Raw genomic sequence first — 19938 nt, forward strand, 5'->3', positions numbered from 1 at the left:
AGAACAATACCGAGCCGATCGGCGAGTCTGTCCCGGCGCTGCTGTGCTTGAACACGTGCGAGCAGAATTGCGCATGAAAGACGCTCGATTGGAGCGCGCTGAACCGCTTGCACGACAGGGGCATTTTCATTATCCGGTGAGTCGCGCCGCAACACCCAGGACGACTTCCCCTACTTCCTGCCCCCAAAATCTGGACTATTGTGCCAAGACGCGATGAGAGTATCCAGCTCGCGAAGATCCGCGGGCTTGACGAGGTGATGGTTGAAACCCGCTTCACGAGAGCGAACCAAATGCTCCGCTTGCCCGTACCCACTAAGGGCGACCAACAGCACGTGGGCGTGACCGGGCATTGATCGGATTCGGCGCGCCACCTCATAGCCGTCCATGTCTGGCAAGCCGATGTCCAGAAGCACCACGTCGGGCCTGAAAGTGTCCATCAGGTCCAGCGCGGCCTGCCCCTCGGCGGCGACTTGCACTTCATGTCCACTGAGCCGAAGCAATACCGCGCTACTTTCCGCCGCGTCGTCATTGTCATCAACGACCAAAATCCGCTGGGCCACGACGTCCACCCCCTCGCGGCGATCCTCTGCTGCAGAGCGTTCCGGCTCGGTGCCCTTGGGCAACGCGGGAAGCCGCACGACGAACTTGCTGCCGCAATTCAGGCCGTCACTGCGAGCATGCACGGATCCGCGGTGCAACTCAACCAGGCGACGCACCAGCGCGAGACCAAGCCCAAGTCCTGCAGAGCGCCGGTCGAGCGACCGCTCCGCTTGCACAAAAATCTTGAAAATGGTAGGGATGAACTCTGGCTCCATACCGATGCCGTTGTCGATGACTGTCAAAACGGCGTCACCCTCACGACGCTCCAAAATGAGCTGAATATCTCCGCACGCGGGTGTGTACTTGATCGCATTGGCCAGGAGATTATTCACGATCTGCTCAAGTCGCGTTGCGTCGCCGCTGACGACCAAGGGTTCATCCGGCATCGTAAGGGTCAACCGATGTTGACGCGCTTCGGCATCTGCGCGCAGCGATTCAACTGCGTGCTGCACAGCGATCACGAGATCGACACGTCCGGACTTGAGTGAAATGATGCCGCGCGTAATTCGCGAAACATCCAGCAAATCATCTACCAGTGCGATCTCGTGCTCCAGCTGCCTCTGGACTGCCGCTTGCGCCGATTTGATCGTTGCCTCGTCGGCGCTTCCGCTTTGCCAGATCTGCAGACCATTGCGAATCGCCGCCAAGGGGTTCCGTAATTCGTGAGCCAGCGTGGCGAGAAATTCGTCCTTCTGGCGATCGGCTTCCTGCAGCCGCACCATATCCTGACACTGCTGGGTGATATCCTCGATCGTCAGCAGGATCAGCGCTTGATCGAGCCATGCCACCCGTAACGCATTCAAGCGCATCGTGCGCAAGCCGATGCGGGGAAACGGTTGCGTGATCTGATAGTCGCGGACGGCGGTTTTCTCCGGAAGAATGTCCTCCAGCAATTCGCGCAATGCGGGAAGATCCCACTGTCCGTTGCCGAGCGAGTAAAACCGCGTTCCAACGGTATCCTCAGCTGTCGTTGCAAACATGCGCATGAAAGAGGAGTTGGCTCGCGTAACACGAAGATCGGCGTCAAGCACAACAACCGGTTCCGAGATGGTCTCGATGATGGCCTCGGCAAAGTCCCGCGCCCGCATCACTTCTTCGTGCAGATCCTTGAGTTCGCGGACGCGATAGCGCAGTTCGTCGTTAGTCGTGGAGAGCTCCTCGTTGACGGACTGGAGTTCTTCCTTGGCGGTCTCCAGCTCTTCGTTTGTGCTGCGAAACTCCTCATTGCTGGACAGCAGCTCTTCCTCGCTCGACTTCAATTCCTCGCGCGCGCTTTCGTGCTCCTCGAGTGTCGCTCGAAGCCGCTCACGGGTGGCGTTCAGCTCTGCCGTGAGCCGCGCGATCTGTCCGTCCTTGTCGTCGGCGGAATGCACTGCCTTATGGCCAATCCCCTTTTGCAAGGCCTGAAGCATCCAGGCCTTAAACGGCCCCGGCGCGGCGGCAGACATGAGGACAGATCGCGGTTGCACATCGCCAAAGAAAACCAGAAACCATTTTCCGTCAATACCAGCGATTTGCACGGGATGCACTTCCAGGCTGGCTTCTGATGCAGCTCCGTCGGCCACGGCCATGCGCAAGCCCGTCTTTCGAACTGGGACACCGCCCTGACAGACTTGCTTGACCGCTTCCGTCACCGCCAGGAACACTTCGGGCTTGGCGAGCCGCTGAAGATTGCTGCTTGGCGGCCCGTCAGGATTCGCGAGCCACGCGCTCGTGTCACCACGATAGTCAACGATATTGAGATCCTCGTCGCACAGTACAGAAGGCGGTGCGTAGCGCGCCAATGCCTTGCGGTCTGCCTCCAGGCGGAGCCGCGCCGCACTCGTGGGTTCCCGATTGCCGCTGGACAGTTGGGCCACGCCTGCGGAGGATGTCGGTGTAGCGATCCCGCTCGATGCGTCGTTGCGTGATCGATCCGGGCGCGGCTTCCTGATGTACAGCCTGGCGCGCTTGTTCTCTAGCACGCCAAAGTACTCGGAGAACGCACCTACCGTCTCGGATGGGCCCAGCATCAACACGCCTTCAGCGCGCAGCGCGTAGTGAAATACCGGAATGACACTACGCTGCAGGACCGGGTCAAGGTAGATCAGCAGGTTGCGGCAGCTCACCAAGTCTATGCGAGAGAACGGCGGATCGGCGGCAACGTTATGGCGCGCAAAGGTACAGAGATCGCGGAGGGACTTGTCGATCCGGTAGTCGTCGCCGTCGCGCACAAAGAATCGCTTCAGCCGCTCGGCGGAGACGTTGCGGGCGATGTTCTCGATATAGCGTCCCGCCCGCGCGGTCTCCAAGGCATCCACGCTCACGTCGGTTCCGAAGATCTGGATGGGCGTGGTAGCGGCGCGTCCGCCCAGATACTCAACGAGACACATGGCGAGGGAATACACCTCTTCACCGCTTGCGCAGCCAGGGACCCATATGCGGATGGCGATGTCGGCATTGCGTTCCCCCAGGATGCGCGGAAACACCGTTTGGACTAGTGCATCGAATGCGTCGGGATCGCGGAAGAACTCTGTCACGCGAATCAGCAGGTCTCGCCCGAGCGCAAGTGTCTCGCTCGGATCGGTTTCCAGAACGGCAATGTAATCCCCCAGCGACGAAAGCTGCCGCAGTCCCATTCGCCGGGAAAGCCTGCGTTCCACCGTGCCGCGCTTATAGTGAGCGAAGTCAATGCCGCAAGCGTTCTCCAGCAGCCCAAACACTTGTCGCAACCCGCGCCCGCTGGCCTGCTCTGGCCGGCTGTCGTTGCTGTCGCTTCCCGACGCTAGGTGCGGCTGCCCCACAATTCGCTTGATCTCTTCCGCGATCTCCCGGGGCGACATGACGAAATCGACACAGCCGGTGCCGACAGCGGCATTCGGCATGCTCGCAAACTTTGCGGAACGCTCGTCTTGCGCGAAGGTGATGCCGCCCCTCGCGCTGGATCGCCCGCAGTCCAAGTGCGCCATCCGACCCGCTGCCTGACAGGACCACGCCGATGGCGTGTGAGCCCTGATCCGCCGCTAGCGAATCAAACAGGTCGTCTACGGGCATGGGCGGCCCCAGTGCCGCTTCACGCGGCTGCAGGCGGATGCGTCGCTGGACTACCAGCATGCGGGTATTCGGCGGAATGACATACACGTGGCCCGCATCGATCGACATCCCCTCGGCCCCCTCCAGGACCACCAGGTCGGTGTGCGAGGAAAGGATGTCGGGCAGAAGACTATGGCGGCAGGGATCGAGATGCTGCACCACCAGAAATGCCGCACCGCCCGCAGCGGACATCGCCACGAGGAGTTCGGAAATCGCCTCAAGGCCGCCTGCGGAGGCGCCGATGCCAACGATCGGAAAGGAGGGGGAAGTGGCCTCCGGATTTACTGGGGACGTGTCACTCACAAGTGCGTACCGGGTGATAGGACGGTCGGTGATGACTCTCGCAGACTTAACTTCGGCGCCTTATTGAGCCTCATACGACACAAAAAATCGCATCTATTGACGCAATGCGCACTTGCTACGTGTCCAGGGAGGAAACCTTGCTCTTGGCCTAGATTTCGCGTGGTGTGTCGTCAAAGCTGTTGCGCAGACGAATCTGCCCCGCGCCGTGAACCTGCAATTCGACCCTGTCCCGTTTCGCACGGGCAGTGGCGGCCGCGATGGCCTCCTCTTGCGTCGCGTGGTGCGACTCCGCATACCGCGCATTTTCCTCGGTGACGTCCCAGCCGTCCTTATGCGGGACCACATGGATATTGTTTGGCATTGTTTGCTCCTTCGGTGCCGCCAAATCCAGTTCTAGGCGCGACCGACGGGATTTTCAATGGGACAGGGTCTAACAGGCGTGGCGGCGTCTCCAGCGTAGCCAGCGCCCGCAGGGGGAAGGACGCGGAAACAGCCGTTAATGGTGGGATAGGGCCGTGTGTCAGTCCGGTGCAGGCCCAAATACACCTCTCGACAGGTCATGCTCAAACTCTGCAGACCAGAAATCGCCGGGGTCACCCGCGTACTGCATGCTCATCCTCAAAGCTTTCCGTTCGGCAGTCACCACCCGAGGAGTCAGCGAGGTGCTTGCACGAATGCCTTCGGTCGCGCTGACATTGAAGTCGTCTGGGATAAAGCCGTACCGTCTACACGCGATGCCGAACACCGTGCGCTCGTGTGAAGGGAACCCGTGATAGCGCACTTGCCCCATAACCATCTCCCGGTACATCCTAACATGCTACCTGAGCCTCGAACTTACGGCGATCGGCGCGCCGGCCAGCCTGCGGCGGTCGGCAATCATCGGCCGCTCTAAGGCAGGTGGCCGGCGGCAGCTGCCGTCGCACTCGGGCTTGCCCCAAACGCGCTCACCTTCCCCAAATCGTTATACCTTTCGCAGGTTCCTTGAGATCGGGCGCGCCGCGGCCGTTGCGTGCGTGTGCAGATGGTCCAGCATGGCTTTGCAGTGGCTGACCTGAAGGCGGCGGGTTGCTTAGCCACGTTGAGTTCGCCGCCGGCACCTGGTTCATCAACCACTATCGCAACGGAAAGTCAGAGTGGGAGAGGCAGCGTGAAATGCCGGACTGGAATGGACTGGCTACGGCGAGCGGTCAATGCCGGGCAGATAGTTGCCTACTTTCGGGTGTCGTGCGAGAGAACTGAATTTGGCAAAGAACGGCTCGTGTCAGGGCCCGCTGAAGCGACAGCTCACGCGAAGCTTCTGGGCATGACTGATACGGAGGTAGGGCAAGCAACGTCAGCCGATACAATTACCTGCGCTTGCCAGTCCGCGCTTAAGAAGCCGCGCGGACGAGGCAGCAGATTAGCTCATATGCGCGGTTCGTCTCAATACGGTTGAGTGCCATAAAACGAATGGATTTGCATCGCCCAGGACTGGTCTGCTGGTGCTGGCCAGTTGGGTCGAAGCCTTGCCAAAGTGGGGGGCCGGCCTTGGGCGTTCTGCGTCTTGGGTACGCCCGGAAGCCCGATCAAGGGCGGCCAGGCCAACCAGAAGGAATCGCCGGCGGTTATCGGTCCCGCCAGTAGTGCCGCCAGCTGTCATCGTCCAGATCAGCCCTCGGGGACCCCGAAGAACAGCGGTAAGAATTTCATGACTGCGGCGCGTCGTGCACACATGGGAAGGCCGTGTTGCCGAGGAGCTCATGAACGGCCCGCACCACATCGTCGGGCAGGCAGGGTTTCGGGCAGTAGCGGACGGTCGGATTGGCGATCACAGGTTGTAGTTTGCAACCGGTCGAGATCACGATTGGCGTGGCGCTCAGGCCTGGCTCGCCCAGCAGCATTTTGCAAAGCATCGCGCCATCGGCATGCGGCATGATCCAGTCGGTCACCACCACGCTCGGATGAACGCGCTGCGCAGCGGCGAAGGCACTGAGCCCGTCCGCTGCCTGTTCGACAGCATAGCCTTCGCGCTCGAGCGCGCAGGCCAACGCATCGATCACGCCTGATTCGTCGTCGACCACGAGAATTGTATGCACGGGATCTACCTTGCTTGGAGGGCTACGTTCACCCCTCCCGCAGTGAGCGCAAGTTCCGGGCCAGAGGGCCACGGCTGAAGCGACGCTTTGGTCGACGCACGCGAAGCGAAGCGAAACGTGACGCCCGCGCATCTATTCCGCGGGACTTGCGTGAGCGCCCGTGTCGTCGCTCACCGCCGAGGACGCGATTGCCTACTGAAGCTTTCTTCGCCGGCCGCCCCCGCGCGAGCACTGGGTGGGCCGCCAGCAACGCTACCTGCAGGCCGCCCGAGCCTGCTGGAAGTGGCAACCGCCACTTTCCGGCGCAGCGCGAAGCTACAATTGCAGCTGGCTTTACCGAGTATTTCTGCAAGCCAAGCGACCTGGCAAGGCTTCTGCGTATCCTTGACGCGGTGCTTGCGCCGGCAGGGCACTGCGCGGACAGGCCCGCCAGGTAGTAACCGCGATAGCAGATCGTGTATGAGCAGCAAAGCTTCTGGCGCGTAAATTGCTGGTCACCTCGTTCAAGCCCCAGCCCCCCTGAAGTTCAAGTGCGTTGGACAACAATCTCGAGGACTCCCACGACGCAATCGCGCCGCCGGCTTCGGGCAATGGCGCTATGCGCATCGCCAGACGCGCTGACGCTCACCAGGCTAGTCGCAGTTGCCGCAGCGGGAACGTGCCTACTGCTGGCGCGGGCGCCGATGCTTGCGTGGTTGGACTCCCTGCCGAGACCAGTTATCCAGGCCCTTGCTGTCCTGATCACCGTCTTAGTGGTCGCAGGAATCTGGCTTGGCATCCACATGTGGCGCCGCGTGGGCTGTGGACGCCAGTCGGCCGGGGGCAATCATGGTCATGGAGTGCTGCTGCAAAAAGCAAGCTGAATGTACGGTCCGACCGAAGGAGGAAAATATGCGACACATATTGTCATTGGCCATCATCCCCGCTTTTCTCGGTTCGGCAGGCCTGGCCATGGCCCAGTCATCGGAAGTGCGCACCGACCAGGGCCCGAAAGGAAGCAACATCACCCCCGGACCTGGCAGGCCGCCCGGTAGCACACCTGGCGGCGCCACCCCCACTAACCCGGGCGGCCTTGCCAAGAATCCCCACGATGTGCCGGCCGTGCCATACACGGAGGGTGGGCTGCCGCGCGCACTGGGGGTAAGCCTAAGCCGGCGTCGGAGAGCGCCGGGAAGGCCGATACGGATGGGCTGCATGGGAGGGCGCGCAAAGGCACCGGAGGCGGTACTATCGACCAGACCAGAGTCCCGGACGCCAAAGGCCGCTAATATCAAACCTGCTTTGATCAGCCCCTTTGGCATGTGACCGCTCTTCCAGCGGCCGCCGCCGTAGCCGAATAGCGATTCATAGACTGGTCGCGTCCGCTGGCGGATGGCGGGGTATGTGCGGATTTCTCATCGGAGGCTTCCGAGTTGCAGTTGGAGACATTTTCAACCATTGTGCGCGGCGCATTCTCCAGCGCATGCCGGCGTCACGGCTTTATTGCGGCCGACTTCCACGTATGCGACGCCTCGGATGAAGGGACGTTGGGCGTTCGTCTGGTCAGCGTACTTCGCCCTGAAACTGGCGCATCCATGCTGTATGCCGCCGGACCCCGCGACTTCTGGCCTGCGGAGTTCGAGCACGACTTGATGACGGAAATATTTGGGACCGCACCAGACTGAAGGCTGCCACTCCGGACGCGGCACAGCCCCGCCAAGATGCCGGTTCGCTGGCCCGTTCGGGTCGAAGCCACCCCCGGGTTTTTGCATGGGGGCTGAAGCTACATCATCTTCTGCGCGCGATTTACCATGGAAAAGTCTCACACGAGCGTGGCCGGCGCCGCGGCGAGATGAAAGTAATCTCGGGATCGCATGCGCTGCTGACCAACATTGTTCTGGCGTGGAACACCGCCCAGATGCAGAGCCTGGTCGACCGGCTGCGTAAGGAAGGCCAGGTCATCGAAGATGGCTGGCTGCGTCGCATGGGCCCGGTCCATTTCAGCCACATCAATTTCCGGGGCACTTTCCGCTTTCCTGTGGAGCGCTACGCGGACGCGCTCCTACAACGATCCCGGACGGCGACGCGTCGGTCTGCATGAGTCCGAGGGTACGAGGAGTCCTTGCACTCAGGTTGCGAGCCGAGCTAAGGTTGAATCAGCGGCGGACTTTCAAATCTCTTCGTCGGCCGTACGGCGCCTATCTTGACTCAGCGCGCTCCTACGCTGCTCAAGTCGCGCAAGGGGTCGATAACCCTCAAAATGCCAGTTTTCGCCCACCTGGGATCGTTTTCAACAACATGTTGTAGGTAGAAAATGTTGGATCCCAGGTTGCGTTTGACAACTCACGAGGCGGGCCCCGCGATGGCACCCAATTCCGGTGGCAAGGCCGAACAGGCCGGCGACAGCGCGTCGCTGAAGGCGCTCGCCCGCGTCGGGTTGATCGCTTACGGCGTTGTGCACCTCTTGATCGGCTGGCTGGCGCTGCAGATCGCATGGGGCGCGCCGGCAGGCAAGAGCGCCGACATCTCCGGGGCGCTGAGAACATTGGCTGATCAGCCCTTTGGCAGGATCCTGCTATGGCTGGTTGCGGTCGGCATGGTGGCGCTCGCGCTCTGGCAGGCCAGTGAAGCCATCTGGGGCTATCGCAACCGCGTAGGTGCCAAACGGGTCCGCAATCAAGTCACCAGCGGGGCCAAGGCCGTGATCTACGCCGCCCTGGGGGTCAGCGCAGCTTCGGTCGTGCTCGGCTGGGGATCGTGGGACGCGCAGTCCCAGCAGCAAACCACCTCAGGTGTGCTGGCGTGGCCCGCCGGGCGGGTGATCGTCGTGGTCACGGGGCTGATCATCATTGGCGTCGGCGTGGCCGGGATGGTCAAGGGCGTGAAGAAATCCTTCAACGAGGAGATTGACACTTCGTCGATGTCCCCAGTTGCCCGGAAAGGCGTGGCGCGACTGGGCCAAGTCGGATACATCGCCAAGGGGGTGGCACTGGGCGTGGTGGGGGCCTGCTCAGCTATGCGGCGCTGACCTTCCACCGGCAGAAGGCGCCGGGGCTGGACGGCGCGCTGCATGCGATCCTGGCGCAGCCGTTGGGGCGGTTTCTGCTTACGGCCGTGGCGCTTGGATTCGTGGCCTTCGGCCTGTTCGCGATGCTCGAGTCACGCTACCGCCGGATGTAGCCCTTCTGGACCGAGTGAACGTACGCTGGTTCAGCAGTCGGGAGCGGGCGTGCGTCCCGACCGTCATCTCCAAGAGTCCGCTGCGCGAGGTGCGGAGAAGCTCGGAAATTGTTTGCGGCAGAGGGGCTCGCACATCAAGGACCTCAGGAGGGTTGGCCGCTATCCGTCTTTTTGGGGCCTTCCTGCGCACGCGCCGGGTCACCCACCTTTTCCAGCGGTTGGCTTTGTTCGAGTCGCTGGGAGAGCCGGGGCCGTCGCGAGCCATGCCGGAGCATTTGACGCGCGACCTCAAGCGGGCGGCCAAGGAAGACGTCGCCGCCGCGCTGGTACGATTGCACGCGCATGAAGACGGCCTTCCAATGCCGAAGTGGAGGAACGTCTCAGGCGCATCGGCCCCAATGAAGTCGACCACGAAAAGCCACTGCCGGCATGGCTGCACCTGTGGCAATCCTATCGGAACCCCTTCAATCTGCTGCTCACGGTGCTGGCGGCAATCTCGTATGTGACCGAGGACTTGAAGGCGACCATCGTGATCGGCACGATGGTTATCCTGTCGAAGCTGATCCGCTTCGTGCAGGAGCGTCGTCCGAACCAGGCCGCTGAATCGTTGAAGGCCATGGCCATCCCCTTTCAAGTCGCGTCCACCAGCGCTGCCACTTGGCGTTTGGCAGGGCGGCGGGAAGGTGGCTCTGCCCGACTACTTGCCGTACTTTGCCTTCACATCAGCCGTACACTTGTCCTTGGCATCGCCGGACATGGCATCGCATTTCTCCCTGTCGGCCCTGTACTTAGCGTCCAGGGTGTCCTTTTGGCTTCGCGACGAGCCTCCGCGACATCTGTGCTGGTGCCGGTTGAGGCGGCCTTCTCGACCCTGGCCGCGCCAAGCGCCTTCTCGTGAACAACCTTGGCTTCATTCAAGCAAACATCCTTGTCGATGCCCTTCCTGTCGTCGCCGCACATTTCCTTAGCCACGTCATAGTCTCGGTCGGCCTTGACCTTGTGTGCCTTCGCTTGCGCCTTTGCGGTGCCGTCGCGCGAGGCATCGGCGTTGGCCTTCGCAACATCTCGATCCCGCTTCGCCTCGGCTTTGCAGACGTCCTTGTCGTTGCCCTTCCTGCCGCCGCACTTGTTGCTCGCTGTCTTGTAGTCAGCGTCGGCCTGTTTCAGCGCGGCGTCGTAATCTGCCTTCCCACCCGCGGACAAGGCTTGTGCGAGTGCAGAACTCGCGCGCACGGTCACCTTATTCATGATATTGCTCCTTAAGAATGAGTGAATTACCGAGCATATGAACACACGTCAGGCGCTCAGTTTCAGCATTGGAGTGCCCGGCAGCACGGATCCACAATGTGATTTCCAAGCAATGAGTCGCGCCGATAATCTATATCCTTCCTGAGTCGTCATGTCCTTCGCGCGGCATCTCCGTAAAATTCGGTGGTTCCCGGGCATCTGCACGACTCTGCGTCAATCTGACCAGAAAGCCTGGCATTTAGTCCGCAGCGCCGTCGGTACGATGACGGACAATTCGGACAACTTTATCGGCAGCACACCGCGTTGACGAGTTGCTTGGTCACCGGGGCGCCTCAGAACATGAGCCACGCGTAGAAGAAGAAGGTGTTGTTGTCCGCTGCGCGTCTCAATGTTCCGTCGTAGTTGGAGTGGCTACCATTGAACTTGGTATAGCCCGTATATTGAAAGCCGTAGCGAACGTTCATCTGCGGGTCCCACACAAACTTGAATTTCGGCCAGTAGTTCAGCTCGACGATATAGCCCGTCGTATCCGGCTTACCGGATGTCGTGCCAAACCTTGCGAAATCCGCGTCTCCCGTCACTTTGAACGCGCCGGCGGTGATGCCGTAGGTGCGGTCGAACAGATAGGTGACCTTGGCCCGGGCCGAACGCAGGGTGGAATTGGGGTTGTCCTTGCTGCCGTTAGGGAAGCCAGACCGCCAGTCGGTCTTCTCGTGGATCAGGGCAGCCTGCGCGCTGACGATATGGCGGTCGTCCCTGCTGAAGAACTGGTACTGGGCATCGAATCCGAGATCGCGGAACCGGTCCCCGGCTGTCGCGCTGTCCGGTACCTCCACTGTCGCTATCGATCCAAAGTGGCCGATCGTGAAATTCTGATGCTCGCTGCCGAAGGTATAGGCGATGCGCCAGTATGGGTTGGCGCCATTGAGTGAAACTCTTTGATTGTCCGGCGAGCCGGCGCGGAGAACCGATAGCGCGCCTTTCGCCGTGTGATAGGAAGTCGCCTCCAGGTAGAGCGAATCCAGCAGGTAGGCATAGCCGCCAATCCCGGCTACCCGCACACCCGACTCCAGGAACGTTGAGGTGCCTCGGCCTGGCGCCGCGATACTCGGGCTCCAGTACGGAAAGCTCCATGCCGAGATGGTGTTGAAGACGTCCTGAACGGTGGGGTTGTTATGCAGGGTCAGACCGAAGAGCGTTGGCTTCTCCTCCGACCCGAACAGTTTCACCAGGCGCAGATCGGTATTGTCGAGCGCGCTATGGCCGGAGAACGTCTGGCTATCCGTGGTGCTGACATTGATGTAGGTCCACTGGATGAAGGCCCCGGCGTTATCCGTGATCTTTCCGCCGGAAAACAGGCTGACGGCCTCCGCAACAAATTCGTTATTCTTGCCGAACAGCTTGTCGCCGGTCGACTTGTCGGTATTGCCGTTGATCGAATTGCGTGAGACCACTGCCATCAGGGCAAGTGGCACCTTTTCGCGTTCCCCCAGGGCGTAACCCGCAAGCTTGAACTGCCGTCCGAATGGTGCCAGCTCCGGATAGACCGTATGGCAGCCGGAGCAGTTCAAGCCGGTTTGTCTGGCAAAAAGCGGATTGGCTTCCGTACGCTGAACAAGGCCAAGACTGGCAATCGCGCATAGTATGACGATGGCGCCTCTGATGCATGCGCGATGGGTACGCATTCGGCTGCTCCAGTTCTGGGCTTGGCTCCAGCTTGCAGGCAAATCTTAGGTCGCCCGGTCCCGATCTTTTAGGGGGAGATCTACTCCCGTGCGGCTGGGTGTATCACTACGGATCTCGCAACACATTGCGCCCGCTTCGGGGTGCGCCGCCGCCGCTGGAGCCGAACGTGGACTTGTCCTACCGCGAACGTAGGGAACCAACCCATGCCGCGTCCCGTTACTTGCCTGCCAAACTCGAAGAACGGGCGGATTTCCTCCCGCCACCGGCCACGTTCCACTCATAACACGCGCTTGCACGAGGGCTCGACGATCGCCGTGGCATAGCGACGACCGGCATGGCGGTGTCTGCGCAAAGAGACGACGTCGACCTCCTGCGCGCCACGTACGCGGGACAGAACAAACCATCCGCTTCCGCATCCGTGTGTGCGCAGGCAAACATACCCCACCCGCAGGCAGCACAATCATGGTCCTCGTCGCAAGCCATGTTGCCTGGTGGAGGAGCTTCATGTCGACGGTCCACGCTTTCGTTTCGGAGTGGCAGGCCACGGCAGTCCGCTGCATCCCGTACCGCGGTCACGTCATCTGCACGATTTCGGTCGGCGCCGCCAATGTTCTGCAACGAGCGAATCTAACCAATAACGTCAGGCTTCTGCCGGCGTGAGCGTTTCAACGAAGGGACATGACATGGATACCAAAGTCAGTGCGCGCGATGGCGCGAATTCCGCGTCGGTGGTCGATGGCGACTTCCCGGCTGCCACCGCTCCGCAATCTTTGCAGGCAGGACAGCATCATTACCAACAGGCGCTGATCGAGGCCGGACTGCTGATCCCGGGCGGGGTCGATGGCGTTTACGGTCGCAGCGCCGAGTTCGAGGCCATTGTGGACGGACTGAATATTGCCTTCACCGCGCTTGGCGTCGACCAGCACGCTGAGGTGATGCGCTTTCCTCCGGGGATGTCCCGCATTGACTTCGAGAAAAGCGAATACTTGAAGAGTTTCCCGCAGTTGGCCGGCACTGTGCATAGCTTCTACGGCAACGATCGCGATCATCATCGCCTGCTGGCGCGCTTGGAGGACAGCGAGGAATGGGCCGACGAACAACGGCCAACGCGCGTGGTGCTGACGCCGGCGGCATGCTATCCGATCTACCCGGTGATCGCGCGGCGCGGCGCCATGCCGCCAGAAGGGTGCGTGGTTGACGCGATGTCCTATTGCTTCCGCCACGAACCTTCGCTAGACCCGATGCGCATGCAGATGTTCCGCCAGCGCGAGTACGTCCGTCTGGGCAATGCCGAGCAGGTGATCGCGTTTCGTCAGCTCTGGATAGAACGCGGCCAGCATTTCGCGGCACTGCTCGCGTTGCCGCACGAGGTGCGGTTGGCCAACGATCCCTTCTTCGGCCGCTGCGGCAAGATCGTGGCCGATAGCCAGCGCGAGCTCAAGCTCAAGTTCGAGCTACTTGTGCCGATCTACGACGGCGCGCCGCCCAGTGCATGCATGAGCTTCAACTATCACATGAACCACTTTGCCCAGGTGTGGGCGCTGCGCACTGCCGACGGCTCGCCGGCCCATACCGGCTGCGCTGGGTTCGGCATCGAACGCATGGCGCTAGCGCTGCTGCGTCACCACGGCTTCGATCTGGCGCGCTGGCCGAAGGGGGTGCGGGCCACGCTCGGCGGATTGTGAAGTCGGCCGAGCCCCACCCCCTAGCCGCGAGCGGCAATGAAGGACTTGCATCTCGTCAACGCGTCTTGCCTGCGGGGGTACGACTCAATCTGTATAGGAACGCAGTGCGCAGCAGCTTGCCTAACTGAGATCGCCCACTTTTAGCGAGTTGACGGCCTCGCCGTGATTGAGAACGCGCAACAACTCACGCCGGAGCCGGCATTGACGAAGTAGTCGGAAAGGACAAGGTGAACAGGGTGGCGACCTCAAGCGCCCCGAAGGCGCGCCGAGGAAAATGCGCGGTATGCGGAGTCGCACCACGCGACGCAAGAGGAGGCCATCGCGGCCGCCACTGCCCGTGCGAAACGGGACAGGGTCGAGTTGCTGGTTCACGGCGCGGACGGACAGATTCGTCTGCGCAACAGCTTTGGCGACACACCACGCGAAATCTAGGCCAAGGGGGCATTGCGGTTACGTGAGCGCTTCGAGCAGGCATTCTGGTCGAAGGAACTCGGCACGTACGCGATCGCTCTCGACGGCCAGAAGCAACCCTGCTGCGCATACTCATGCAATGCTGGGCAGGTGTTGTGGAGCGGCATCGCCAGTCCACGGCATGCAATGCGCACGGCGAGACCTTGCTCACGCCGGCGTCCTTCTCCGGCTGGGGCGTGCGGACCATCTTCCAAGGAAAATCCCGTTACAACCCACGGGCCCATTGCGATCAGCGCGTTGTCGTGCGGCCAGACCGAGCCATTGTGATAGGACAGAGAGCGCCGGGAAGGCCGATACGGATGGGCTGCATGGGAGGGCGCGGAAAGGCACCGGAGGAGGTACTATTGACCAGACCAGAGTCCCGGACGCCAAAGGCCGCTAATATCAAACCTGCTTTGATCAGCCCCTTTGGCATGTGACCGCTTTTCCAGCGGCCGCCGCCGTAGCCGAATAGCGATTCATAGACTGGTCGCGTCCGCTGGCGGATGGCGGGGTTGCGGATTTCTCATCGGAGGTTTCCGAATTGCAGTTGGAGACATTTTCAACCATTGAGCGCAGCGCATTCTCCAGCGCATGCCGGCGTCACGGCTTTATTGCGGCCGACTTCCACGTATGCGACGCCTCGGATGAAGGGACGTTGGGCGTTCGTCTGGTCAGCGTACTTCGCCCTGGAACTGGCGCATCCATGCTGTATGCCGCCGGACCCCGCGACTTCTTGCCCGCGGAGTTCGAGCACGACTTGATGACGGAAATATTTGGGACCGCACCAGACTGAAGGCTGCCACTCCGGACGCGGCACAGCCCCGCCAAGATGCCGGTTCGCTGGCCCGTTCGGATCGAAGCCACCCCGGGTTTTTGCATGGTGGCTGAAGCTGCCGCGGCAGGACCTCGCAGGCCGATTGCAGACTTTGCTTTTGGTGCGGGTCATCTGATTTGCCCGCTCGACGCAATTTACCTCGCTCGCTGCGATGCGCACGAAAGCTGGCGTAAAACCTATCGACTCGGGGCTCTGGGTGGCATCGTCCACGGCCCCCGCAACAGCCAACTGGCTGATCCAGCTGGCAGGCGCCAAAGCGCTGTATCGCGGACGGGCGATGTGTGCTTCCTGGAATGGCTGGAGGGCCCCATTCGTTGGTAACGACGGACACGCCTTACGGCATGGTACATTGCAACGTCATATAAGGAGTGAGGCCGCCAAGGGGAAACTTCTTGCTGGCTATCCTAAACTCTAAGGTGCAACCGCTTATCTTGGAATGAAATGGGACACAACGAAGAAACCAATACGGGCCTCGCGCAATTGAGTCGACATGCAGACAACTGTTCGCGTTTCCTCGCTGCCGCCGCGAAAGCTACGGCCGCCCCCAATTCCGAGTTCTGTTCATCTTCGGGTGATCGGGATCCGACCGAATCGTCGCTCCTTTGAACCTCGCCGTGGCGGCTCAGCGCAGAATTTGGCGGACTCGGGGAAAGACGGAACGATCGGCTTGGATTGGCATTCCACGATAGCCTCGTCGCAAAAAATGCGATTGATCACCTTGGCCCTGCTGCTCTGCATCCCATGGTCGGCGGCTGATGCAGCCGGGGTTCCTACCGCGTCCGCCGAGACCAGGGTGCACCCCACCGCCTGCCAGTTCTTCATCGACATCATCCGTGAGAGCTTGCTATCGGAGCTGGAAGTGGCGTGCGTGTCTACGTCATCGTCCCAGTGTGAGGACAAAAACCTCGTGGTGAGATCGATACTAATCTACATCGAGGCCCAACGACTGCACAACGAAGACGAGTGCAATACCGCGCTTGAAGTGCTTGAGCGGCTGCGGGCATTGCCTTCGCAAGACCACTGACTTCAAGCTAGCGGTTGACGGGCGTTTGCAAATGCGTCATGGAACGCGTAAGGCGCATGCGAACTCGTTCGGCCGATGCGCGTTTGACTTCGGACCGAGCACGTGGCTAAGCCGAAGAATGCCAGACGCGTACCGAAATCCCTTAGGTGCTCTCATTGCGCCCGGCTACGCCTAATGATTCCAGAAATCTCGTCCAGCAAGATTGGCACTTTGTCCCCGAGATCCACGCCGTCAAACGTGGTCAACGACTCGAGCCCGCATCCAATGGCAAAGACCTCTGCAAGCCACTCGCCCGGTGCGTTCGATTCGATGATGAGCAAGTTGAATTCCACTGAGGGGTCCGACTCGCTATGAGCCGTGACTAGGTCACCTTTCGCTGGTCCTTCGCCGCGTTGGACGGTCCGGCCAGCTGCCACCGCCAGGATGCCAGCCAATTCCAGATATCCTCGCGCAAACTTGCTCGCGTGCATGTCGCCCCCATTTCACATCCTGTGGTTCATCCTTCATAGTCTAAGCAGAATAGAAGTGCAACGCGAAGATTATGGGCGACCCAGCGCTTTGGCTCGAGGAATCTAGTCCATCTCGTCCGCGACCATCCTCGATTCCGGTCGCCGCGGCCGCCGGCACCCCTTTTCGCCTACCCCCATGCCATGTGCCGCAGAAGCCATGGATCACCTCATCAATATCTCACCAGAGCCGGCAGCATTACCGTTAGGCTGCGCGCCGCGCGCACGGGGACATGCTGGGTCAGAATCAGGCGCGCCGGTCATAGCTCAATGACAGTTTTCCCGAGGCGCTGGGCGGCATTTCCTTGATGAGGGACGAGAAAAGCCCCGCCGGAACTCGGAAGAGCGGCGAGGCAAATGAAAGGTTGAGAGGAACCTTCCAATGGGGCTTCTAGGATGCACGTGGCTCGGTAGCGCGAATGTCTGCTAACGCACCTAGCGAAAGCCCATCTCGACGAGTTCCTGTTCTGCCTAACTGACAGTACGGCCTTTCCCCCAAGGGGGCCGTCCTCCGCCTACTGCGGCATTCGGCGCCTCGCCTTGCCGCGCGGCAGAAGCTATCGAGACCGTCAGCGAGGCGCCCGCATGCATAGCCCTCGAGCCCACTGAGGATGAGGTCCTGCAGATGGGGAGCGGATGAAATCGCGATAGTGGACGGCCCCGGAGCGCAGTACGAGCGCGCCGCAGCTGCGCGATCCCAGGCACCAATACCCCTGCCCGCCCTTCGCCGAACAGACCCAACAGTGGACCGGACTTGCGGGCAAAATGACGCTGCGGCCGGACCATGGTGGATAGCGTCAAGCAGGATGTCCGGTTTACCGACATCTTGGCCGACCGGACAAAATGATTGTCGCCGCCCACCATGGCGAAGTTAGCTATGGGGGCCAACCTGTGACAAGTGGACGACAAGCTGGTGCGCGCCATGCAGGCAGTTTTTGGCTCGTGCGCTGGGTCTCTAGGGTGCCGCATTGAGGGAGCGGTCACGCCCTGACGCCGCTCCACCACGCGAAGTGACCGGCCGGGCCTAGGCGGCGACTTGGGGAAGAAAAGGCCTCGCCACCGGCATCTGAAGGAGAGCGGCGAGGCGAAGGAAAGGTTGAGGGTCCCTTTCCAATGGGACCTCCATGTTGCTTTCTGCGCCCTCGTTCGAACGTCTGCTAACGCACGCCTAAAGTCGCTTTTGCCTTATTGCGGGTAAGGCTTGCATTACGGAGTGAGTGCACCGCCTGCTGCTGCGGGCGCGCTCGGGGTCGGCCCGGTACGCCTCCGGCGCACATGACCTTGGTGCCCAATTTGGATATCGCGACCTGACACAGTCGGTTGCGGAGTCGGCAGATGGCGCGCTACTCCGCCCCTGGTTTCTGGATGGCCCGGTTGCCCAGGATCAACACCATGTCGTCATCCAGCCTCGCCGGGTGCGCCGGCAGCGCGATCACCGGCAGTTCCGGAAACAGGCTTGCCACAAATGCAATCAGCTGCTCATCCTCCGGAAACAGGCCGAGCTGGTACACCGCCGAGCCCTCGATCTCGGCAATTATGCAACCCGTTGGCACCGCGTACAGCACCACAAAATGGGACAGGAGGGCTGGCGAGCTAGTCATAGTGAAGGGTCTGGTAGTCGCGTCTTACGATGCTACCCGACAGACCCGGGGCCGCTTTCTAACTTCTACCCGACTGAGTGCAGGGGCGTTTCCCTACTTCTTCCACCCTCCTTCCACTCCTTCTCGGGAGTTTGGGCCAGAAAGCACCTCGTTATGTACGGCGCTGACGTGGCTGCTGGATCAGGACTACGCCGCATTCGCGGACATCTCTCAGGGCGCTACGCCAGACGCAGCTCTGATAGGACCAGCACCACGCGGCTGTCCGCGAACCGCGCGAAAGGGATCCGGGAAGCCTGCATCCCTGCGGCGCGCGCAGTGGCGGCGCGGGCGGCTCGCAGCGCGGCATCATTGGCAGATTTCAGGGATGGGCGGCACCCCGGCGTCCGCCCAGCCCTGCTCGCCCACCAACGGCACGAACGCCACCCGGCCAAGGGTCTCGCACGCGAAACCGCCGTCGGCTTGGCGCGTGACCAGTACCAGGCGTTGCCGTGTGGGCGTATCGCCAACCGGCATCAGCGGCCGCCCGCCCACGGTCAGTTGTTCGCGCAGCGCGATTGGCACGCGCGGTCCGCCAGCGGCGGCGATGATAACGTCGAACGTCGCTTCCCGTGGTAAGCCCTTGCTCCCGTCGCCCTCGTGCACGGCAATACGGCCCTCATAGCCGAGCGCATGCAGCAGCCGGCGCGCCGTGGCGGCCAGCGGCGTATGCCGCTCGATGGTATCGACATGTGCCGCCAGCTCTGCCAGCGCCGTGGCCGCATAGCCGGAGCCGGTGCCGACCTCCAACACGCGGTCTGCCGGACCGATGCACGCTGCCTGCGCCATGGTGCTGACAATAAAGTAACCGTCCGCGGAACCCGTCTGGCGAGTAGAGGGTGGCGATGAGAAGGTATGAGCTTCACGATCTCTGGGAGTGAAGCGATGGCCGATCAGCGGGAAGGTAAGAGCGGACGAGCCGGGGCAAGGTATGACCGCCACGATGAGGCTTTCTGGCGCGATCTGCTGGCGCAATGGCGGAACGGCGGCGGGAGCATTCGCGCCTTCTGCCGGCAACACGGCTTGGCGGTCAGCACTTTCGGCTTGTGGCGCAAGCGATTGAGCCAAGAGCAGCAATTGCCGGTGGCGCCGCGAATGGCAGTGACTGCGGACACGGCATTCATCGCTGCGGCAACGGTTGCGGTGCCGAATGTCCTGCCGACAAGCGACTCAGCGCTATCGAGGTCACGCGACCAGGTGGTCGTTACGCTCGGCGGCGCACGTATCGAGATGGCCGGGGTGCATGCCGAACGCATCGTGCGCTTCGTGCTGGGGCAGTTGGGAGGAGGCCGGTGCTGATCAGCGGCGATGTGCAGGCTTTCATCTGCCGTGACGCGGTCGACATGCGCAAGTCCATCGACGGCCTATCGTATCTGGTGGAGCCGTTGCTGGCCAAGAATCCCCTGTCGGGCCACCTGTTTGTCTTCGTCGGGCGCGATCGATCGAAGGTCAAGATTCTGTATTGGGACCGCACCGGCTTCGCGTTGTGGTACAAGCGGCTTTCGCACGGCCGGTTTCCTTCGCCCGCGACGCTAGCCCAACGCGGCTTCACGCTGGCCGAATTGAACGCCTGGCTCGAAGGCATCGAGATCCCGGCGGTTCGGCCCCACCGCACAGTCACGGCCACGCGCATCTTGTGACTTGTAAACCTGTCG

The 19938-nt window shown here is 61.5% G+C and carries 16 protein-coding genes and 6 pseudogenes; 11 read left to right on the forward strand and 11 right to left on the reverse strand.

All coding sequences use genetic code 11. The features are described from left to right. Positions 1–170 precede the first annotated feature (170 nt). The 5 genes and pseudogenes from OMK73_RS09130 to OMK73_RS09145 form a co-directional block, all read right to left on the reverse strand. On the reverse strand, positions 171–3548 hold the full coding sequence (locus tag OMK73_RS09130; protein WP_267601723.1) for a CheR family methyltransferase: 3378 nt from the start codon (positions 3546–3548) through the stop codon (positions 171–173). Then, positions 3517–3975: pseudogene (locus OMK73_RS39015) on the reverse strand (chemotaxis protein CheB); the annotation flags it as partial. The gene OMK73_RS09130 and the pseudogene OMK73_RS39015, both read right to left, overlap by 32 nt. Before the next feature lie 148 nt (positions 3976–4123). Beyond that, positions 4124–4336 (reverse strand): DUF2188 domain-containing protein, encoded by a 213-nt coding sequence (locus tag OMK73_RS09135; protein ID WP_267601724.1) that lies wholly within the window; start codon positions 4334–4336, stop codon positions 4124–4126. Between the two features lie 159 nt (positions 4337–4495). Then, positions 4496–4720, reverse strand: a complete 225-nt coding sequence (locus OMK73_RS09140; RefSeq protein ID WP_267601725.1) for a hypothetical protein — start codon at positions 4718–4720, stop codon at positions 4496–4498. Positions 4721–5660: 940 nt separating this feature from the next. After that, a complete protein-coding gene (locus tag OMK73_RS09145) occupies positions 5661–6035 on the reverse strand; it encodes a response regulator (RefSeq protein WP_267601726.1) in 375 nt (124 codons plus the stop codon). 1433 nt (positions 6036–7468) lie between these two features. On the opposite strand from OMK73_RS09145, the gene OMK73_RS09150 reads away from it, so the two are divergent. The 5 genes and pseudogenes from OMK73_RS09150 to OMK73_RS39025 all read left to right on the forward strand — a co-directional run. Beyond that, positions 7469–7714 carry a hypothetical protein gene (locus tag OMK73_RS09150; RefSeq protein WP_267601727.1) on the forward strand — a complete coding sequence of 82 codons (246 nt, stop codon included), beginning with the start codon at positions 7469–7471 and terminating at the stop codon, positions 7712–7714. Between the two features lie 89 nt (positions 7715–7803). Then, a pseudogene (locus tag OMK73_RS09155) lies at positions 7804–8130 on the forward strand (Tn3 family transposase); the annotation flags it as partial. A 261-nt stretch (positions 8131–8391) separates the two neighbouring features. Further along, entirely contained in the window at positions 8392–9057 is a 666-nt protein-coding gene (locus OMK73_RS09160) for a DUF1206 domain-containing protein (protein ID WP_267601728.1), read from the forward strand. Positions 9058–9083: 26 nt separating this feature from the next. Further along, positions 9084–9209 carry a DUF1206 domain-containing protein gene (locus OMK73_RS39020; protein WP_420715512.1) on the forward strand — a complete coding sequence of 42 codons (126 nt, stop codon included), beginning with the start codon at positions 9084–9086 and terminating at the stop codon, positions 9207–9209. A gap of 367 nt (positions 9210–9576) precedes the next feature. Further along, positions 9577–9648 (forward strand): annotated as a pseudogene (locus OMK73_RS39025) (cation-transporting P-type ATPase); the annotation flags it as partial. An 11-nt stretch (positions 9649–9659) separates the two neighbouring features. Here OMK73_RS39025 and OMK73_RS39030 read toward each other — a convergent pair. From OMK73_RS39030 to OMK73_RS09175, 3 genes and pseudogenes are all read right to left on the reverse strand, one after another. Continuing rightward, on the reverse strand, positions 9660–9827 hold the full coding sequence (locus OMK73_RS39030; protein ID WP_420715517.1) for a hypothetical protein: 168 nt from the start codon (positions 9825–9827) through the stop codon (positions 9660–9662). 79 nt (positions 9828–9906) lie between these two features. Then, positions 9907–10457 (reverse strand): annotated as a pseudogene (locus OMK73_RS09170) (hypothetical protein). A 332-nt stretch (positions 10458–10789) separates the two neighbouring features. Then, positions 10790–12142: a cytochrome C gene (locus tag OMK73_RS09175; protein WP_267601729.1), complete on the reverse strand. Its 1353-nt coding sequence runs from the start codon at positions 12140–12142 to the stop codon at positions 10790–10792. Positions 12143–12826: 684 nt separating this feature from the next. Between OMK73_RS09175 and OMK73_RS09180 the strand changes: the two genes are divergently transcribed. From OMK73_RS09180 to OMK73_RS09190, 3 genes and pseudogenes are all read left to right on the forward strand, one after another. Then, complete coding sequence (locus OMK73_RS09180; protein WP_267601730.1) at positions 12827–13828, forward strand: amino acid--[acyl-carrier-protein] ligase; 1002 nt, start codon at positions 12827–12829, stop codon at positions 13826–13828. A gap of 270 nt (positions 13829–14098) precedes the next feature. After that, positions 14099–14260, forward strand: a pseudogene (locus OMK73_RS09185) (DUF2188 domain-containing protein); the annotation flags it as partial. 1523 nt (positions 14261–15783) lie between these two features. Further along, the gene (locus OMK73_RS09190) at positions 15784–16140 is read left to right on the forward strand and encodes a hypothetical protein (RefSeq protein WP_267601731.1); all 357 of its coding nucleotides are present in this window, start codon (positions 15784–15786) and stop codon (positions 16138–16140) included. Between the two features lie 152 nt (positions 16141–16292). Here the strand turns inward: OMK73_RS09190 and OMK73_RS09195 are convergent, their stop codons facing one another. Continuing rightward, positions 16293–16460, reverse strand: coding sequence for a hypothetical protein (locus OMK73_RS09195; RefSeq protein WP_267601732.1), 168 nt, complete (start codon positions 16458–16460; stop codon positions 16293–16295). Positions 16461–17336: 876 nt separating this feature from the next. On the opposite strand from OMK73_RS09195, the pseudogene OMK73_RS09200 reads away from it, so the two are divergent. Then, positions 17337–17435, forward strand: a pseudogene (locus OMK73_RS09200) (NAD(P)-dependent oxidoreductase); the annotation flags it as partial. 554 nt (positions 17436–17989) lie between these two features. On the opposite strand, the gene OMK73_RS09205 reads toward OMK73_RS09200, so the two are convergent. Both OMK73_RS09205 and OMK73_RS09210 read right to left on the reverse strand, forming a co-directional pair. Further along, positions 17990–18247, reverse strand: a complete 258-nt coding sequence (locus OMK73_RS09205) for a hypothetical protein (RefSeq protein WP_267601733.1) — start codon at positions 18245–18247, stop codon at positions 17990–17992. 345 nt (positions 18248–18592) lie between these two features. Further along, positions 18593–19360: a protein-L-isoaspartate O-methyltransferase family protein gene (locus tag OMK73_RS09210; protein WP_267601734.1), complete on the reverse strand. Its 768-nt coding sequence runs from the start codon at positions 19358–19360 to the stop codon at positions 18593–18595. Between OMK73_RS09210 and tnpA the strand changes: the two genes are divergently transcribed. Together tnpA and tnpB are read left to right on the forward strand one after the other, a co-directional pair. Then, complete coding sequence (tnpA, locus tag OMK73_RS09215) at positions 19280–19582, forward strand: IS66 family insertion sequence element accessory protein TnpA (protein ID WP_420715513.1); 303 nt, start codon at positions 19280–19282, stop codon at positions 19580–19582. The two genes, OMK73_RS09210 and tnpA, sit on opposite strands and share 81 nt — an antisense overlap. After that, entirely contained in the window at positions 19576–19923 is a 348-nt protein-coding gene (gene tnpB / locus OMK73_RS09220) for an IS66 family insertion sequence element accessory protein TnpB (protein WP_035863426.1), read from the forward strand. Before tnpA ends, tnpB begins: the two co-directional genes overlap by 7 nt. Positions 19924–19938: the final 15 nt, after the last annotated feature.

Source organism: Cupriavidus sp. D39 (assembly GCF_026627925.1).
GTDB lineage: Bacteria > Pseudomonadota > Gammaproteobacteria > Burkholderiales > Burkholderiaceae > Cupriavidus > Cupriavidus ulmosensis.

Excerpts from the sequence above, each read along its gene's own strand:
- OMK73_RS09130 (WP_267601723.1), bottom strand. The coding sequence starts at position 3,548 with ATGGCGCACTTGGACTGCGGGCGATCCAGCGCGAGGGGCGGCATCACC.
- OMK73_RS09135 (WP_267601724.1), bottom strand. The coding sequence starts at position 4,336 with ATGCCAAACAATATCCATGTGGTCCCGCATAAGGACGGCTGGGACGTC.
- OMK73_RS09160 (WP_267601728.1), top strand. The coding sequence starts at position 8,392 with ATGGCACCCAATTCCGGTGGCAAGGCCGAACAGGCCGGCGACAGCGCG.
- OMK73_RS39030 (WP_420715517.1), bottom strand. The coding sequence starts at position 9,827 with ATGGCCTTCAACGATTCAGCGGCCTGGTTCGGACGACGCTCCTGCACG.
- OMK73_RS09175 (WP_267601729.1), bottom strand. The coding sequence starts at position 12,142 with ATGCGTACCCATCGCGCATGCATCAGAGGCGCCATCGTCATACTATGC.
- OMK73_RS09180 (WP_267601730.1), top strand. The coding sequence starts at position 12,827 with ATGGATACCAAAGTCAGTGCGCGCGATGGCGCGAATTCCGCGTCGGTG.
- OMK73_RS09205 (WP_267601733.1), bottom strand. The coding sequence starts at position 18,247 with ATGACTAGCTCGCCAGCCCTCCTGTCCCATTTTGTGGTGCTGTACGCG.